Source organism: Pseudoalteromonas sp. T1lg10 (assembly GCF_002964545.1).
GTDB lineage: Bacteria > Pseudomonadota > Gammaproteobacteria > Enterobacterales > Alteromonadaceae > Pseudoalteromonas.
Genome location: NZ_PQBV01000005.1, coordinates 128,808 through 145,313 on the forward strand (window position 1 = coordinate 128,808; position 16,506 = coordinate 145,313).

17 protein-coding genes are annotated in these 16,506 nt (G+C 48.2%); 12 read left to right on the plus strand and 5 right to left on the minus strand.

Annotated features, from left to right (window positions below; translation table 11 throughout):
• Nucleotides 1–11 precede the first annotated feature (11 nt).
• From ybfE to C2M17_RS05560, 3 genes are all read right to left on the minus strand, one after another.
• Nucleotides 12–290 carry a LexA regulated protein gene (gene ybfE / locus C2M17_RS05550; protein WP_105199875.1) on the minus strand — a complete coding sequence of 93 codons (279 nt, stop codon included), beginning with the start codon at nt 288–290 and terminating at the stop codon, nt 12–14.
• Between the two features lie 2 nt (nt 291–292).
• A complete protein-coding gene (locus C2M17_RS05555; protein ID WP_105199876.1) occupies nt 293–514 on the minus strand; it encodes a DUF2788 domain-containing protein in 222 nt (73 codons plus the stop codon).
• Nucleotides 515–638: 124 nt separating this feature from the next.
• A complete protein-coding gene (locus tag C2M17_RS05560) occupies nt 639–1,415 on the minus strand; it encodes an alpha/beta fold hydrolase (RefSeq protein WP_105199877.1) in 777 nt (258 codons plus the stop codon).
• Nucleotides 1,416–1,603: 188 nt separating this feature from the next.
• Between C2M17_RS05560 and seqA the strand changes: the two genes are divergently transcribed.
• From seqA to C2M17_RS05595, 7 genes are all read left to right on the plus strand, one after another.
• Nucleotides 1,604–2,176 carry a replication initiation negative regulator SeqA gene (gene seqA / locus C2M17_RS05565; protein ID WP_105199878.1) on the plus strand — a complete coding sequence of 191 codons (573 nt, stop codon included), beginning with the start codon at nt 1,604–1,606 and terminating at the stop codon, nt 2,174–2,176.
• Nucleotides 2,177–2,186: 10 nt separating this feature from the next.
• Entirely contained in the window at nt 2,187–3,824 is a 1,638-nt protein-coding gene (gene pgm, locus C2M17_RS05570) for a phosphoglucomutase (alpha-D-glucose-1,6-bisphosphate-dependent) (protein WP_105199879.1), read from the plus strand.
• A gap of 92 nt (nt 3,825–3,916) precedes the next feature.
• The gene (astE, locus tag C2M17_RS05575; protein WP_199775996.1) at nt 3,917–4,951 is read left to right on the plus strand and encodes a succinylglutamate desuccinylase; all 1,035 of its coding nucleotides are present in this window, start codon (nt 3,917–3,919) and stop codon (nt 4,949–4,951) included.
• Nucleotides 4,952–5,240: 289 nt separating this feature from the next.
• Nucleotides 5,241–6,458 (plus strand): thiamine pyrophosphate-dependent dehydrogenase E1 component subunit alpha, encoded by a 1,218-nt coding sequence (locus tag C2M17_RS05580; RefSeq protein ID WP_105199880.1) that lies wholly within the window; start codon nt 5,241–5,243, stop codon nt 6,456–6,458.
• The gene (locus C2M17_RS05585; RefSeq protein ID WP_105189631.1) at nt 6,458–7,435 is read left to right on the plus strand and encodes an alpha-ketoacid dehydrogenase subunit beta; all 978 of its coding nucleotides are present in this window, start codon (nt 6,458–6,460) and stop codon (nt 7,433–7,435) included. The genes C2M17_RS05580 and C2M17_RS05585 overlap by 1 nt, the downstream gene beginning before the upstream one ends.
• Nucleotides 7,436–7,444: 9 nt before the next feature.
• A complete protein-coding gene (locus C2M17_RS05590; protein WP_105199881.1) occupies nt 7,445–9,007 on the plus strand; it encodes a dihydrolipoyllysine-residue acetyltransferase in 1,563 nt (520 codons plus the stop codon).
• A 162-nt stretch (nt 9,008–9,169) separates the two neighbouring features.
• The gene (locus C2M17_RS05595) at nt 9,170–9,535 is read left to right on the plus strand and encodes a DUF805 domain-containing protein (RefSeq protein ID WP_105199882.1); all 366 of its coding nucleotides are present in this window, start codon (nt 9,170–9,172) and stop codon (nt 9,533–9,535) included.
• Nucleotides 9,536–9,601: 66 nt separating this feature from the next.
• Here C2M17_RS05595 and C2M17_RS05600 read toward each other — a convergent pair whose 3' ends face one another.
• The gene (locus C2M17_RS05600; RefSeq protein WP_105199883.1) at nt 9,602–11,230 is read right to left on the minus strand and encodes a M28 family metallopeptidase; all 1,629 of its coding nucleotides are present in this window, start codon (nt 11,228–11,230) and stop codon (nt 9,602–9,604) included.
• Between the two features lie 107 nt (nt 11,231–11,337).
• Here C2M17_RS05600 and C2M17_RS05605 point away from each other — a divergent pair, with 107 nt between their 5' ends.
• From C2M17_RS05605 to C2M17_RS05615, 3 genes are read left to right on the plus strand one after another with little or no spacing between them, the layout of a single operon-like run.
• Nucleotides 11,338–12,150, plus strand: coding sequence for a DUF3025 domain-containing protein (locus C2M17_RS05605; protein ID WP_105199884.1), 813 nt, complete (start codon nt 11,338–11,340; stop codon nt 12,148–12,150).
• Complete coding sequence (locus tag C2M17_RS05610) at nt 12,147–12,938, plus strand: ABC transporter ATP-binding protein (protein WP_105199885.1); 792 nt, start codon at nt 12,147–12,149, stop codon at nt 12,936–12,938. Before C2M17_RS05605 ends, C2M17_RS05610 begins: the two co-directional genes overlap by 4 nt.
• Nucleotides 12,931–14,130, plus strand: a complete 1,200-nt coding sequence (locus tag C2M17_RS05615; protein WP_105199886.1) for an ABC transporter permease — start codon at nt 12,931–12,933, stop codon at nt 14,128–14,130. The genes C2M17_RS05610 and C2M17_RS05615 overlap by 8 nt, the downstream gene beginning before the upstream one ends.
• Nucleotides 14,131–14,176: 46 nt before the next feature.
• On the opposite strand, the gene C2M17_RS05620 is transcribed toward C2M17_RS05615, so the two are convergent.
• Entirely contained in the window at nt 14,177–15,022 is an 846-nt protein-coding gene (locus C2M17_RS05620; RefSeq protein ID WP_105199887.1) for an OmpA family protein, read from the minus strand.
• Between the two features lie 186 nt (nt 15,023–15,208).
• Between C2M17_RS05620 and C2M17_RS05625 the strand changes: the two genes are divergently transcribed.
• Both C2M17_RS05625 and C2M17_RS05630 read left to right on the plus strand, forming a co-directional pair.
• Complete coding sequence (locus C2M17_RS05625) at nt 15,209–15,910, plus strand: hypothetical protein (RefSeq protein WP_158681462.1); 702 nt, start codon at nt 15,209–15,211, stop codon at nt 15,908–15,910.
• Nucleotides 15,911–15,959: 49 nt separating this feature from the next.
• The gene (locus C2M17_RS05630; RefSeq protein ID WP_105199889.1) at nt 15,960–16,475 is read left to right on the plus strand and encodes a response regulator transcription factor; all 516 of its coding nucleotides are present in this window, start codon (nt 15,960–15,962) and stop codon (nt 16,473–16,475) included.
• Nucleotides 16,476–16,506 lie beyond the last annotated feature (31 nt).

Below are 16,506 nucleotides of genomic sequence, written 5' to 3' on the forward strand. Positions count from 1 at the left end.
TAAATAACCTTTTATGTATCTATAGCCAATCGTTCTTGCAAAATGGTTTCAATCAACGCACTGCGGCTAATATTTTGCGCATCCGCCATATCGTTTAGTGCTTGATACAGCTGTGATGAAACTTTAAATTCGACGCGTTTTAAGCCTCGCGCTTTATCGCGCTTAAGCTGATTTCGCTTATTTACTTTTAACTGTAACTCCCGTGGGAGCGGGTTTGTTTTCGGACGACCCGGACGTCGCTCGTACTCGAATAAATCGAGTGTCGTTCTATCTTGCTCTGACTTGGCCATGGTTAACCCACACCTGCTCCTTGCCAAAACACCTGGATCAGGCCCTTAGCGATAAAGCCGGAACAGCCTAAAAATAATACAAGCCATACCACGTAGCGGCCAAATTTAGGCACATTGCCTTTTTTCAAAACGTCTTGAATAGCCATGCCGATAAAGAAGAAGATGCCAGCAAGGCCAAAATATAACCCAAGGGTATCCAGTCCATTTATAAATTGGTCGACCATTTACTGCTACCTATTTGGAAAACGGCGCGCATTGTAGCACATAAAAAATGAATAATTTAGGCATAATGCGCGTTTCGACTCACATCAGTATAGTGCCTTTAGCACTTTAATTTATTGATATGGATTAACGAGTTAAAAAATCAACTATGGACTTATTAACCGCCACCGGTTTTTCCGCGTGCAACCAGTGCCCAGCACCTTGAATGACCTTGGCCTTGGCCTTGGGAAACAAGCGCATAATCTCATCGCGGTGCGCGGCTTCGATATAATCAGAGTCACCGCCCTTGATAAAGAGTGTATCACACAAACAAGAATCATTTGCAACTGGAGTTCCGAGGATTTGTGGGTATTCTGCACTGAGAACCGGCAGGTTAAATTGCCAGTTCAGCGTCCCGGCGTCTGTTTTACTTAAACTCTTGGCCAAAAACTGGCGCACGCCCATGGCATCTATATATTCGCTCATCAGTGCATCGGCTTCACTGCGCGAGTGTACGGCGCTGTTGGCCACCGCCTGTAATGCTTTAAAGATGGCGTCATGACGGGAGTGATAGGCAACCGGCGCAATGTCTAAAACCACAAGCTTATCAACGCATTCGGGTTTAGTGAGCGCGACCTGCATGGCGACTTTACCGCCCATGGAGTGGCCAACCAAATGCGCTTTTTCAATGCCCAGGTGTGCGAGCAGGGCGATAATGTCATCGGCCATGGCCGGATAATTCATATCCTTGCTATGGAATGAACGGCCGTGGTTGCGCACATCCACATTAACTACATGAAAGTGTTCACCCAGTGCCCGGGCAACCACCTTTAAATTGTCGAGTGAGCCAAACAGGCCATGGATAACGATAACGCTCGGTGCCTGTGTGGCACTTAATCCGCTTTGTTCATAATTAAGTAACATAGATATGCCAATTTGGGGTTAGAAAAACGCAGGAATTGTGCCCGAGCTAAGGGCCTTTTTGCAACCTTGATGGTGATTCAACAGGCATGATAATGCCGATATGATGATCTGTATGCCCTAGCTTATTCACTTAACTTGGGTATAATTCTGCCATGCGTGAAAGACACGGCAGTAATGACAGGAATATCATGAAAAAAATAGAAATAGACGACGAGCTATATCAATATATCGCCAGTAACACCCAAAGTATTGGCGAGAGTGCCTCCACTATTTTGCGTCGTTTATTGAATCTGCACAATGCCGGTGCCGACTCGGTCCCAGCGCCCGCAACGCCAGTTGCCTCGACAGACAAGCCAGCTATGGCAACGACCGAAACAGCCTCACCTGCACCAAGTGCACCAGCAAAAGAGCAGGCCAGTGATCAGGGCTCTGTATTCGATATTCTGAATAAAGAAGAGCTGGCGATGCAAAAAGGTGTGGTGGGTCGCTTCTTATTTATTCTGGCAGCGTTTCATCGCAGTCATAAGGGCACCTTTGAGCGTGTTTTGAATATCAAGGGTCGTGATCGTCGCTACTTTGCTACCAGCAAAGAAGAGCTCCAAGCCAGCGGCAGCAGTCTGAATCCAAAGAATATAGACGACAGCCCCTACTGGGTCATGACCAACTCCAACACCACGCGCAAGAAAATGATGCTGCATGAAGTGGCCTTGGAACTAGGTTATAGCAAAGAACAAGCTGAAATCATTCGCGACTATCTATAAGGAACCAAGCATGGCCGTTCACCCAAACGCTGGAAAAACCGCTCCTCAGTCAGGGCTAATTAATGTGCCTAAACTGATGAGTGCGTATTATTTGCACGAGCCCGATGTTGAGCAATACCCTGAACAGCGTGTGGCATTTGGTACCTCGGGCCATCGTGGCTGCTCCTTAAATACCCAGTTTAATGAATCGCATATTCTCGCCATTACCCAGGCTATTTGCGATTACCGTAAACAAAACAATATCTTCGGTCCCTTGTTCCTGGGCAAAGACACCCATGCCTTGTCAGAGGCGGCGTTTAATTCCGCCATTGAGGTCTTGGTTGCCAATGAAGTGCAGATTATTACCCAGGAAGGGGAAGACTACACGCCAACGCCGGTGATCAGCCACGCCGTGGTCAGCCATAACAAGGCGCACCCAAGCGAATTAGCCGATGGCATAGTGGTAACGCCGTCACACAATCCTCCTGAGGATGGTGGCTTTAAATACAACCCGCCTAACGGCGGCCCGGCGGACACAGAAATCACCAAATGGATTGAAGACAGAGCGAATCAACTGCTGGCGGAAGACCTGGTTGAAGTCGAGCTGTTTCCTTATGTAAAGGCGGTGCGTTCCGGTTTTATCAAGTATGTGGACCTGCAAACCCCGTATGTGGAAGATCTTGTCAACGTTGTGGACATGCAGGCTATCGCCAAATCTGGCATTAGCTTAGGCATTGACCCGCTGGGTGGCTCGGGTATCAATTACTGGCCGCTAATCGCCAAACACTATGGTCTGAACCTGACCGTAGTGAACGATGTAGTTGACCCGCGTTTTGCCTTTATGCCGCAAGACAAGGACGGCAAAATCCGTATGGATTGCTCGTCACCTTACGCCATGACCAATCTTATCGGCCTTAAAGATAAATTCGATATCGGTATAGGCAACGATCCGGACTATGACCGCCACGGCATAGTGACCAAAGATGGTTTGATGAACCCTAACCACTTCCTGGCTGTGGCTATCGACTACCTGTTAACGCACCGTGACTGGCCGGCAGACGTTAAAGTGGGTAAAACCCTGGTATCAAGCGCTATTATCGACAAGGTGGTGGCCAGCCATGGCAAAGAGCTGGTTGAAGTGCCGGTGGGCATGAAATGGTTTGTAGAGGGTCTGCACAGCAGTGCTTTATGTTTTGGCGGTGAAGAAAGTGCCGGCGCGGCGTTTTTACGCATCGACGGCTCGGTGTGGTGTACGGATAAAGACGGCTTTATCATGGGCCTGTTGGCCGCTGAGATCTTGGCGGTGACCGGCAAATCGCCGTCGCAGTATTATCGCGACTTGGTCGCCAAGTTTTGTGAGCCGCTTTACAAACGCATCGATGCTCCTGCAAATTCTGAGCAAAAACAAAAGCTTAAAGCGCTTAGTGGTGAGGATATCAAGGCCACCGAGTTGGCTGGCGAACTTATCATCGCTAAGTTGACCGAAGCGCCGGGCAATCATGCCGCTATCGGTGGCCTTAAGGTGGTCACCGAAAACGGTTGGTTTGCGGCGCGACCTTCGGGCACCGAAGATATCTATAAAATCTACTTTGAATCCTTTAAGGGCGAGCAGCATTTGGCTCAATTAGAACAAGCCGCCGTTGAGCTGGTTAACGCCAGCATTGCTTAATCCCAATTTTTATATAAAGCCAGTCGTTTGACTGGCTTTTTGCTATCTAAACTTTGCCACCAGGCGGTGGCAGCACATCGAGAAGGTGTATTATGTATTTACAACGTCTTCAGCAAAGTGGCGACTTCCTCGGCATTACCCGAGAAAATGAATTCACTTTGGCGCCAGAGCAGTTCACTCTTGATAATGGTACTCATGTAAAGGTCCTTGACACTGGGGTGATCCAATTCGAGCCGAAGGACTATGGCCACAAGGATTTTATCTTCTCCAGCGCCGTGCACGGCAACGAAACTGCGCCCATTGAAATCTGCGATCAGCTGATCCGCGCCATTATTGCCGGTACCTTGGAATTGACTCATCGCGTAATGTTTATCTTTGGCAATCCCAAGTCCATTAATATTGGCGAGCGTTTTGTTGATGAAAACCTTAATCGCCTGTTTTGTGGCAAACACAGCGTTGGCGAGGTAACCAACCCAGAGCGTGAGCGTGCGAAAAAGCTCGAAGAATATGTGGAAGCGTTTTTTACAGCGCCAGGCGAGGGCCGTTATCGCGCCCATTATGACCTGCATACCGCGATTCGCGACTCAAAAAATGAAAAGTTTGCCGTTTACCCCTATTTACACGGCAAACCGCACAAGCGCGAACAGCTGCAGTTCTTGCTAAGCTGTGGCGTACAAACCGTATTGTTGATGGCCGAGCCAGCCTCTACCTTTAGCTATTTCTCATCGCGTCACTTTGGTGCCGATGCCTTTACCATTGAATTGGGTAAGGTGCGCCCATTTGGTGAAAACGATATGGCCCGCTTTGAAAAGACCAAGGTGACCCTGGCGAACTTGATCAGCCAAAATGAGGTGAGCTATCCGCCACTGCGCGCAGAAGACGTTGAGCTATTCTCTGTGTATCGCACCATTAATCGCCATCATGAAGACTTCTCCTTCACCTTTTCTGACGATGTGCCTAACTTCACGGGCTTTGCTAAAGGTGAGTTACTTGGCCACGATGGTGGTGAAGAAATACGCGCCGAAGTTGAGGGAGAAGCCATTATTTTCCCTAACGCCAAGGTGGCCCTGGGGCAGCGTGCTTTGCTGACCGTTATCCCCACCGAATTGTCCGACGAATTTATCTGATCTGACCACTTCGCCTCATAATATCCAACTATTACAGTGTGTTATGAGGCGTACACCGAACTTGCCAACCCCATGTTATGAATGATGCAATTATTCGACTATGATTAGTTGAATAAGCCTTTACGTTGACGTAAAGTGGCGGCAGCATAATTTAAACTAGGCACCATGTGTAGAAATATTATTCTGCATATTCACTGCGGTTGAATTGTTTATTTCAATTTTTCGCCCACGCAGAAGCCACAATAACAAACCTGTGCCTAGTGACATGACAACAAGAGAAGGGAAGGTTATGACTAACCCCAATAACGTTTCGTTGAATATCAGTCACGAACTAGCGTTCATTGACAGCCACGCGCTTAATATACCCACTTACCGTGTCCTTAATGAGCAAGGTACTGTAAGCGAAGGCGCCACCGTGCCTGAAATCGATCAAGATACGGCACTAAAAATTTATGACACCATGCGCTTTATCCGCGCCCTGGATGAGCGTATGCAAGCGGCACAACGTCAAGGTCGTGTTAGCTTCTATATGCAGTGTCTAGGTGAAGAAGCGGCGGTTACCGCCAGTGCTGCGGCTTTGGATGATAACGACATGATCATGGCGCAATACCGCGAGCAAGCGGCGCTGCGCTACCGTGGTTTTACCCTAGAACAGTTTATGAACCAGATGTTCTCTAACGAGCTGGACCTGGGTAAGGGCCGTCAGATGCCTATCCACTATGGTTCAAATGAACTGAACTATATGACCATCTCTTCGCCGCTGGGCACACAAATTCCGCAAGCGAGCGGTTATGCTTACGGCCAGAAAATTAAGCATATCAATAAGCAAAGTGGCGAGCTTGATAGCGAAATCGATAACATCACCATTTGTTACTTCGGTGAAGGTGCGGCCTCAGAGGGCGACTTCCACGCCGGTCTGAACATGGCGGCGGTGCATAAAGCACCGGTGATCTTCTTCGCCCGTAACAATGGCTATGCGATTTCTACGCCTGCCGAAGAGCAATTTGCCGGTGACGGTATTGCCTCACGCGGTGTGGGTTATGGCATTAAAACCATTCGTGTTGACGGTGGTGATGCCCTTGCCGTGTATGCAGCGACTAAAGCGGCGCGCGATCACGCCACTAAAACCGGTGAGCCTGTGCTTATCGAGTCTTTGGCGTATCGTTTGGGTGCACACTCAACGTCGGATGATCCAAGTGGTTACCGCTCGAAAGATGAAGAAGCAAGCTACCGCGAAAATTGCCCGGTGGCCCGTTTCCGTACCTGGCTTGTGGCTCAAGGTTGGTTAAACGAGCAAGAAGACGAGCAGGTGAAAGAGCAGGTACGTGAGCAGATTCTTGATGCCCTTAAGGTTGCCGAGAAAGTAGCTAAGCCACCGCTTGAAGATTTGATCAGCGATGTGTATGACACGCCAATTCCAAGCCTGCAGGCGCAATATGAGCAATTAAAATCTCATATTAAGAAGTACCCGGACGCTTACCCAATTACAGCAGGGAGAATCAAATAATGAAAACAATGAATATGCTCCATGCCATTAACTCAGCCCTGGATATCACCATGGCCGAGAATGACCACGCCTGTATTTTTGGTGAAGACGTGGGTTATTTCGGTGGTGTGTTCCGCGCCACTTCTGGCCTGCAGGAAAAATACGGTAAGCACCGTGTTTTCAACACACCGCTAACCGAGCAGGGTATTGCCGGTTTCGCCAATGGTCTTGCCGCCTTCGGTGCGCCGGCCATTGCCGAAATTCAATTTGCCGATTATATCTTCCCGGCCTTTGACCAAATCGTTAACGAGTCGGCTAAGTTCCGTTACCGCAGTGGTAATGAATTTAATGTTGGTAACCTGACCATACGTACTCCGTACGGCGGTGGTATTGCCGGTGGTTTGTATCACTCGCAATCACCGGAAGCGTATTTTGCCCATACTCCGGGTCTGAAAATCGTTGTGCCACGCGACCCGTATCAGGCCAAAGGCCTATTGCGTGCGGCCATTAAAGACGATAACCCAGTGATCTTCTTTGAGCCTAAGCGCCTATACCGTGCTTCGGTAGGTGAAGTACCGGAAGAGGATTACAGCATCGAACTTGGCAAGGCCGAGGTTGTGCAAGAAGGTAAAGACGTAACCGTGCTGGCCTGGGGTGCACAGATGGAAATCATCAGTGCTGCTGCCGAGAAAGCCAAAGAGCAGGGCATTAGCGTTGAATTGATTGACCTTCGCAGCATCTTGCCTTGGGATGTCGAAACCGTTGCCAACTCGGTGAAGAAAACCGGCCGTTTGGTGGTCAGCCACGAAGCGCCTATCACCAATGGTTTTGGTGCCGAGATTGTTGCCACCATCCAGCAAGAGTGTTTCTTGCACCTGGAGTCGCCGATTGCGCGTGTATGTGGTCTTGATACTCCATATCCGTTGGCATTAGAAAAAGAATATATCCCAGATGCCTTAAAGGTATTCGAGGCGATTAAAAACGCGGTTGAGTTTTAAGGGGCTGACATGGCTAAAGATTTTATCCTACCAGATATCGGCGAAGGTATCGTCGAGTGTGAAGTGGTTGAATGGCTTGTTGCCGTGGGCGATGTGGTTAAAGAAGACCAGCCAATTTGTGACGTAATGACGGACAAGGCGCTGGTTCAGATCCCTGCGGTACATGATGGCGTGATCACAGAGCTTTACTATGCCAAGGGCGATATCGCCAAGGTTCATGCCCCCTTGTTTGCCATGGATGTGGCTGGTGAGGAAAGCAGCGCAGCTGCAGCACCTCTTGCCGAAGCAGCACCTGCGGCTCAAAGCGCTTCCCAAGGTGGTCACCAAGGTGGCGCCCTTGAAGACTTTATTCTGCCGGATATCGGTGAAGGTATCGTCGAGTGTGAAGTGGTTGAGTGGCTTATCAGCGAAGGCGATGAGATCAAAGAAGACCAGCCCGTTTGTGACGTAATGACCGATAAGGCTTTGGTACAGATCCCCGCCAAGTACGATGGCAAGGTGATGAAGCTATATTACCAAAAAGGTGATATTGCCAAGGTGCACAGCCCATTATTCCAGATGGAAATCGCCGGTGCGTCAGCGAATGCTGCAAACACTGCTGCGGCTCCCGCTGTTCAAGCAGCCGCACCAGCACAAACAGCCAATGCCGATAAGCCATCAAGCGAACCTGTAGCCCAAGGTAAAGCCCTGGCTTCACCTGCTGTGCGCCGTCGTGCGCGTGAACTGGATGTGGATATCAGCACGGTTCCTGGCTCAGGCAAAAATGGTCGTGTATTCAAAGAAGATATCGAGCGCTTTATTGCCGGTGGTGCATCCGCTAAGCCTGCAGAGCAAGCAAGCGCAGCACCTTCAGCTGTGGTAAGCGGTGGTACACGCGTCGAGCCGATTAAGGGCATGAAGGCGGCAATGGCCAAGCAGATGGTGCGCTCGGTGTCGACTATTCCGCATTTCACCTACAGTGATGAAATCGATTTGACCGATCTGATCGCCCTGCGCGGTGGCCTAAAAGATGAGTATAAGCAACAAGGTGTGAAACTCACCATGATGCCATTCTTCATCAAGGCATTGTCATTGGCGATGAAGGAATTCCCGATCCTCAATGCCCAGGTGAATGATGATTGCACCGAATTAACGTATTTTGACGATCACAACATTGGTATGGCCGTTGACTCTAAATTGGGTCTATTGGTACCAAACGTGAAGCAGGTACAGAACAAGTCTATTGTTGATGTGGCTAACGAAGTAACGCGTCTTACGGACAGCGCCCGTGAAGGTCGTGTAGCGCCGGCGGATCTTAAGTCTGGCACCATTTCGATTTCGAATATCGGCGCCATCGGCGGTACTACGGCGACGCCTATTATCAACAAGCCTGAGGTGGCGATTGTGGCCCTGGGTAAGCTGCAGCATTTGCCGCGCTTTAACGCCAAGGGCGAAGTTGAGGCTCGTGCCATTATGCAGGTTAGCTGGTCTGGCGACCACCGCGTAATCGATGGCGGCACCATTGCCCGCTTCAACAACTTGTGGAAAGACTACCTAGAGCAACCGACAAAAATGTTGATGGCGATGAGTTAAAACTGGTCTAACCAGTTGTTCCTGTTATGAAAAACCAGCTTCGGCTGGTTTTTTTTATGCGAGGATTGAATTATCATCTCATAAGCCTTTGTTCTTAAGGTAAATATGCGAGCTAGAAACTAATTCGCACATTGGAATTAACAATAATATATAGGATCTGCTATGGAATATTTTATGGAAGCGCTAAAGCGATACGCTGATTTTTCTGGCCGTACTCGCCGTAAAGGCTATTGGATGTTTATCCTTTTCTACCTTATTTTCTCTATCGTTACGGTAGTGATTGATGCCGTACTTGGCACTGCGTTTGTCGGTATGATTTACTCGCTTGCGCTATTGATCCCAAGCTTGGCAATCGGTGCGCGTCGTCTTCATGACACTGGCCGCTCAGGTTGGTGGCAGTTACTTTACTTCCTACCGCTTATCGGTTTTATCGTACTTCTTATCTTCTTCGTACAAGATAGCCAAGACGGTGACAACGACCACGGTCCAAATCCAAAAGATGCTGCTTTAGAAGGCGCTGCCATCTAATCTTAGCGAATGAAAAAAGCCGGTTTTAAAACCGGCTTTTTTTATGTCTTTGGTATATCAGCTCACCTATTTGGCGCGCTGGAACTCAGAATTAGCATACCACTTTGGCCATTGCTCTTGTTGTGAGATATCAAAACCCACCTTGTAGAACAATTGCAGGTCTTGTACCGCGCCGGAAAGATCCCACTCATCGCGGTAACGGTCGCAAGGCTGATGATAACAACCACGCAGTACCAGGCTCATGCGCTTACGGTATTGAGCGGTTTCTTCGTCGCGGGCTTCACTGCCGCCGCCAGCGTACATGGCTGGAACACCCAGGTTGGCAAAAGCGAAGTGATCCGAGCGGTAGTAACCACCCGAGCTTGGCTTAGGATCGCCGGAAATGGTGCGCTCCTGCATTTTCGCGGCTTCACCTAGCATATCGTCGAGCTCAGATTTACCCATGCCAACGACGCTGACATCTTTAACTTTACCAAGCAGGTTTAAGCTATCCATATTGATATTGGCCACGGTTTTGTCTGTGGCAATAATCGGATTAGCGGCATAGTATTTGGCGCCCAGCAGGCCTTGCTCTTCGGCGGTGACCGCCAAGAAGGTGATGGAGCGATCTGGGTGGCGCGGTAACTTGGTGAAGGCTTCGGCTACTTCAATCATGCCGCCTGTGCCGGTAGCGTTATCGTGGGCACCGTTATAAATCTGGTCGCCTTTACGGTTTTTATCCGTACCCAGGTGATCCCAGTGGGCCGAGTAGATAATGTGCTCGTCCGGCTTTTTACTGCCCGGGAGGGTGGCGATAAAGTTGTACGAGACCGACTTTTTGATTTCGCTGTTTACCTCAACGCTGGCAGTCAGGTCACCCATATCCACATGGTAGGCGCCCTCGGCGGCACGTTGCTTGGCCTGCTCGAAATCAAGACCGGCCTTGGTGAATAGCTCCTTGGCCACATCTACAGTAACCCAGCCCTCAACGGCAACGCGGTCCATATTGTTGTTGTCTTTTTGGAAGCCAAACTGTGGGCCACTCCAAGAGTTCTCTACCACGGACCAAGGGTAGGAGGCCGGTGCGGTTTCATGCACTATGATGGCACCGGCGGCACCTTGACGGCTGGCTTCTTCAAACTTGTATGTCCAGCGGCCGTAGTAGGTCATGGCATCGCCGGTAAAAAGTTCCGGATTCTTGGTGGCAAAGCCAGGGTCGTTCACCAGCATAACCACGGTTTTGCCTTTCACATCCAGGCCTTCGTAGTCGTTCCACTTGTATTCTGGGGCATTCACACCATAGCCAACAAACACTAGCTCGGAATCTTTAATGCTTTCTTTGGCACTGATACGGCTGGTGCCCATCACCATGTCTTTTTTGTATTGGTAGTCTTTGCCACCAATGTGCAGGGCCATATTGGCATCGGCCTCGATAGAGACCAACGGCACTTGTTGTAAAAAGCTGTCACCGTTACCAGGCTGATAACCCAGAGCTTTAAATTGCTCGGTTAAATAAGCCAAGGTTAGCTCTTCGCCTTTAGAAGAAGGGGCACGGCCACCGAATTCATCAGAGGCTAGAGTTTTGACATGCGTGGCCAATTGCTCGGCATTGATACTGTTCCAACCAGCCATTACATCCTGGTTGCTGATCTGTGTGCTCGCACAGCCGGCAAGAATAGCCGCGCTGAGTAGAGTCAAAGGAAAATAGCGTTTCATAATTATTGGTTTCATTGCTATAAGACCCAGCCAGTATAAGGATAGCGGTAAAATTAAACCAGTTTTTGCGCTAAACTACGCAAAATTTACGCCTAATAATCGCAGTAATGAAACGTTTTACCCCTTTTGAACACTGGCAAACCGCCTGTTTGCAAAGCGGCGCCTTCGCCCATTTAAATGCGCTTTTTGCTCTGGACCAATTTACGGATTGGCCGACCTTGGACCAGCTTAATCGCCACACTCTAGTTAACGCTAATAAAGTGCCTCTTAAGTTTATTGATAACGCTGAGTTTGAACAGGATGGGCGTTATTACGAGTCTTTTATTTACGAAACTGGCAAGGTGCCGACCCGTCAGCATAACTGGCACGACCTTTTTGGTGCCTTTATGTGGCACCTGTTTCCAAAAACCAAGGCCTTGTTGAATCGTTTACATATCGATGAAATGGCGGCGCAGCAGGGCACGCAGCGCAGCAAGATGCGCAATGCCCTGACGCTGTTCGACGAATGTGCGGTGATCTTAGCGGTGACGGACTCAAGTTGGATTGAGGCATTTCGTGAGCACCAATGGCATGAGGTGTTCGTGACGCGCCGCGAGCAGTGGCAGCGCGAAATCCGTGCTTACACCTTTGGTCATGCAAATTATGAAATGCTGACCCAGCCCTTTATTGGCTTAACCGGCAAAGCCCTGTTTGTGCCTGTGAGTCCTGATATATTTTGTAAAGATTTAGCGAGCCAATACAACTACCTAGATGAGCGCCTCTATGAGATGATAGCGACAGATAGGGTGTTGGCGGATAACTCAGCCATGTCGCCACTGCCATTACTGGGGGTGCCGCAATGGTATGAAGACAATAATAACGCCGATTTTTATGCCAATACCGACTACTTTAGGCCAAAACGAAGGAAGAATAACAAATGATAAGCGTGAACGGGCTTAAGAAGAAGTTCAAGCTCACCAAGGATCATAAAAAAGGGATCAGCGAGACACAGCAAGACCCACGCGAAGAAAAAGATTATTTTCATTCCGTCCGTGATGTGCATTTTCATTGCGAACAAGGTGAAGTCTTGGGCCTGCTTGGACCTAACGGCGCCGGTAAAACCACCACCTTGCGTATGCTCTCTACGGCGCTTAAACCGGATGAAGGCAGTATCGAAGTCGGTGGCGTTGATTTAGTGAGGAAACCTTTGGCCGGGCGTAAGGCTATCGGATTTTTATCCGGCTCAACCGGGCTCTATGGTCGTTTGACCGCCAAAGAAAATGTCGAATATTTTGCCAAATTGCATGGCATGAAAGGGGCCGAGCTTAAGCAACGATGCGATGAGCTGTTTACCCTGCTGGATATGCACAGCTTTTTGGATAAACGTGCCGATAATCTCTCCACCGGCATGAAGCAAAAAACCAATATTGCCCGCGCCGTGGTGCACAGACCTAAGGTGGTGATCTTGGATGAGCCGACCACGGGCCTGGATATTATGACCACACAAACGGTGATCAATTTTATTAAAAGCCTAAAAGAGCAGGGCACACCCGTGGTGTTCTCAACCCATCACCTCGACGAAGTGGCGTTGCTGTGTGACCGCGTTTCTGTGATTGACCAGGGGCTCACCTGTTTTGATGGCACCTTGGCGGCCTTTAAACAACAAGGCCGAAGTGAGGAGTTAAACCAGGCGTTTATGAATATTCTTGAGGAACATCGTCATGTTTGAAGTATTTTTAAAGGAAATAAAAGAGCTGTTACGTGACAGAAAAACCCTGATTTTTGTTGTCGCTTTGCCGCTACTGATCTTCCCTGTTATTTTTGCCGTGGTTGGCTACATGATGGCAATGGCTAATCTGGAGGCGGAGCAGGAAGTTCATAAGGTGTATATCATAGGCGCTGAGGCGGCACCAGAGTTTACCGACAGCGTCAAATACCATAAGAACTTTGAACTGATCAGCGCCGACTACGCAAATAAGAATGACATTATTCAGGCAATCCAGAATGAAGAGCTGGATGTGGGGATAGTGATCCAAGCCAAGGCGCAACCGGCGAGTCGGGAACAAACCACCTGGCAGGTGATTTATAATGATTCTGCGCGCATCAATTATCTGTTTAGATATATCGAAGAGTTAAAAGAGCAATACCAAAGCAAGGTGCAAACTCAGTCCTTTAACGAACTTGGTGTGAGCAAGGAAAGTGAGATGGAGTATCTTATATCTCCCATCAAACTGGAGAAGGTAGATACGGCAGATGCACGTGAAAGCTGGGGTGAAAAAATTGGTGTGCTGCTGCCATACCTGTTGATCCCCATTGTACTGACAGGTGCAGTCTACCCAGCCATCGACCTGGGCGCCGGTGAGAAAGAGCGCGGCACGCTGGAAACCCTGTTACTTACTCCGATCTCCAGAACCAACATAGTCTTGGGTAAGTTCTTGACCGTATTGTCCGCGTCCCTGGCAACCGCCAGTCTCAGCATACTCAGTATGGGGCTATGGCTGTTCGTGGCGCGTACCTTTGTCAATGTCAGTGAGTTCACCATAGCGCTATCGCATATAACCTTTGTTGAGCTTCTCGCTATGCTGTCATTGCTTATCCCCTTGGCGGCGATGTTCTCAAGTGTTGTGCTGTCTATTTCTATCTATGCACGCACCTTTAAGGAAGCGCAAAACTACATGGGCCCCTTGTCTATGCTGGTCTTTATTCCTGTGATGATCTCGGTGATGCCGAATATGGAACTCACCTATAAAACCGCATTTATTCCGGTGACTAATGTGGCCTTAGCAATCAAAGAGCTGTTAAAGGGCACCAGTGAGATAGGCATACTGGCGGTGATCGTTGGCTCTAGCATACTGCTCGCGGTCGGCCTGTTAGCCTTTTGTGTGCGCTGGTTTAATCAAGAAAAGGTATTGTTCAGATAACAAAGGTATGGCTACGGTGGGCTTGCCACCGTAGCAACTCGTTCAACTACATAATAAGCGGAGAAATGTCGACGCGGCGATTCTTCTCTTTTCCCGCCTGTGAAGTGTTTTCAAACCTAGGATTGCGCTCTCCCACCGATTCATAGCTTAAAACATGCGGCATAACCCCTTGTGCTAACAAATAGGTATACACCGACCGAGCTCGCGCTAAGCCCAGGCTGTGGTTATATGGTGCTGAGCCGCTGTTGTCGGTGCCGCCTGTAATTCTAAACTTAAGCTGTGGATGTGAGTTAATTACAGTGATGAGGTTATCTATACTTGCTCTGGCCTGTTGAGTGAGTACCGCACTGTCGATATCGAAGTGTAAGGATGCCCCAGTAGGCAGGTCGGTTAAATCAAAGTGCTGTAAGGCGATAAAGTAGTTGTCCGCAAAGACGGTCATTTTCCCCAGGTACAAAGAGTAGTATTGCTGATCCTTTACCCAAAGTTCGTGAAACTGATCGTCTTTGGCAACCACAGTGTTACTAATGCCCAATTTACGCTGCAGGCTATTGGCATTGCCGCACTCAGTATTATTGCAGCTAAAGACAGCTTCATAGCCCATGGAAGACAATTTTTGCCCATAGCCTAGCGTTAATTCTCGGGTTTTATTTGTATTTCCGCGCAACTCAATACCCGATACAAAGGCATAGCTTACCGAGCCTTGATTTTTTTCTAACGCATAACTCAAATCTATTGTTTGGTATTGTTGTGTATAATCGTACGGCGAGTCAAATCCATTAACATCTAATATTTCATTAATATTTTTATCACATTTACTGCCGGTTTCTGCTAAGGCTATGTGACTAGAAAGTAAAAATGACATTGTTGCTATAAATTCATTTATTTTCATTATGTTCCTTCATAAATACAAAATTAAATTGATCTAGATTTGGTTTTTATTTTTCCATAGAATGATTTTAAAAGTTCCTTTTTGATGCTAGCACGTATGAATAAAATCGTCATTCCTATATCATTTCTATTGTTTTTTAATTTTAATGCAAATGCAGATTTAATACTTAATTATGATTTATATTCATTGGGCGAAAATAATAGAGTCGGCACCGCCGTGCTCAAGGTGAGTGATAAAGTACTGCGCACGGATTACCAACTTGAGGGTGAAAACCGCTCTTACATGACCGAGAAATGGACGGGTCGTTATGTCATAGATCATAACCTCAAGAATGCTTTTCTCACTAACTACCAGGTTATGACAGAGCACTATGCGCCGCAGTTGAAAATGATGGCCACACAGATGCCTAATCTAAGCGAGCGCGATATCTATGAATTGGCGTTCGACCCCCAGTCTGATCCCAGCGAGTACCTTATTTATACCCCTAGCGCAAAGCACCAGCTGATAGGCCATAAACCCGAAGACCCCAGCGATATTCGTTTTCGAATTAGTACGTCCCCGACGGTGAGCGGGGTCACCCCCTTAAGTAGTGAGGAGTTTAACTGGCTATTGCAGCGCGTTCGAGAAGACATACGCTTTGGCCTTTCCGGTACGCAACTCACTTATCAGATGAGCGAGTTATTTCGTCATATCAATTACCAACACCATGCCTTTCCATACCGAACTGAAGATATTGATGCTGGCTTTACTCTTGAATTGACAGAAATTATTCGTGGGCCAATAGATGAGCAGCAACTAAAGGTTAACAAAGGCTATATCATTCAGGACGCTACGAAGAGCTATCTGGAAGCACTTGATGCCATAGCCGATGAGCTAGACCAAGAATAAGCGGGAAAATACCTATTGGTTAATCTCGATAGTTAAGAGGGATTTTACATTGCATTGCGATACAGATTGGCGGCAAACACTGCGCCGAGAAAATATCAACTTCATCGACCTTGATGAAATGACCTCCCGCCTTGATGAAGAGGCGTTGACTGGCGCTGTGGTCGTTTATGGTTGTGGCTGCGATTGTCCACTGACGTTTGAGCTCGAGGCGCTTGGTAAGGGTGCCAGAGGAGTCATTTATAAGGACATGGGTGCACAAGAGCTGAATGAAGCCATTAAGGCGCTCAATAACAATATCCGCTGGTTTTCTCGTGCCGCCATGTCGACCTTTATCGATCAGGTACAGAAAAGCCAGGCGGAAAAATGCCAGTTGCAGTCGCTATTAACCCGTCGAGAACGTGAGATAGCTCAGCTGATCATCCAAGGCCTGTCCAATAAAGAAATCGCTTTAGAAAAGAAAATTGCCGAGACCACCGCCAAGACCCATGTGCAAAACTTATTACGCAAATTAGGGGTGAAAAATCGCACTCAACTCGTGGGTTATCTTTCAGATTTTAATTTTTAGTGGTTATTTAAAATATTAAATTTGAGTTAAT

Coding starts and splice junctions, on each gene's coding strand:
- C2M17_RS05610 (WP_105199885.1), top strand. CDS start 12,147: ATGATAAGCGTGAACGGGCTTAAGAAGAAGTTCAAGCTCACCAAGGAT.
- C2M17_RS05555 (WP_105199876.1), bottom strand. CDS start 514: ATGGTCGACCAATTTATAAATGGACTGGATACCCTTGGGTTATATTTT.
- seqA (WP_105199878.1), top strand. CDS start 1,604: ATGAAAAAAATAGAAATAGACGACGAGCTATATCAATATATCGCCAGT.
- pgm (WP_105199879.1), top strand. CDS start 2,187: ATGGCCGTTCACCCAAACGCTGGAAAAACCGCTCCTCAGTCAGGGCTA.
- C2M17_RS05615 (WP_105199886.1), top strand. CDS start 12,931: ATGTTTGAAGTATTTTTAAAGGAAATAAAAGAGCTGTTACGTGACAGA.
- C2M17_RS05560 (WP_105199877.1), bottom strand. CDS start 1,415: ATGTTACTTAATTATGAACAAAGCGGATTAAGTGCCACACAGGCACCG.
- ybfE (WP_105199875.1), bottom strand. CDS start 290: ATGGCCAAGTCAGAGCAAGATAGAACGACACTCGATTTATTCGAGTAC.
- C2M17_RS05595 (WP_105199882.1), top strand. CDS start 9,170: ATGGAATATTTTATGGAAGCGCTAAAGCGATACGCTGATTTTTCTGGC.
- C2M17_RS05605 (WP_105199884.1), top strand. CDS start 11,338: ATGAAACGTTTTACCCCTTTTGAACACTGGCAAACCGCCTGTTTGCAA.
- C2M17_RS05600 (WP_105199883.1), bottom strand. CDS start 11,230: ATGAAACGCTATTTTCCTTTGACTCTACTCAGCGCGGCTATTCTTGCC.
- astE (WP_199775996.1), top strand. CDS start 3,917: ATGTATTTACAACGTCTTCAGCAAAGTGGCGACTTCCTCGGCATTACC.
- C2M17_RS05585 (WP_105189631.1), top strand. CDS start 6,458: ATGAAAACAATGAATATGCTCCATGCCATTAACTCAGCCCTGGATATC.
- C2M17_RS05580 (WP_105199880.1), top strand. CDS start 5,241: ATGACTAACCCCAATAACGTTTCGTTGAATATCAGTCACGAACTAGCG.
- C2M17_RS05620 (WP_105199887.1), bottom strand. CDS start 15,022: ATGAAAATAAATGAATTTATAGCAACAATGTCATTTTTACTTTCTAGT.
- C2M17_RS05590 (WP_105199881.1), top strand. CDS start 7,445: ATGGCTAAAGATTTTATCCTACCAGATATCGGCGAAGGTATCGTCGAG.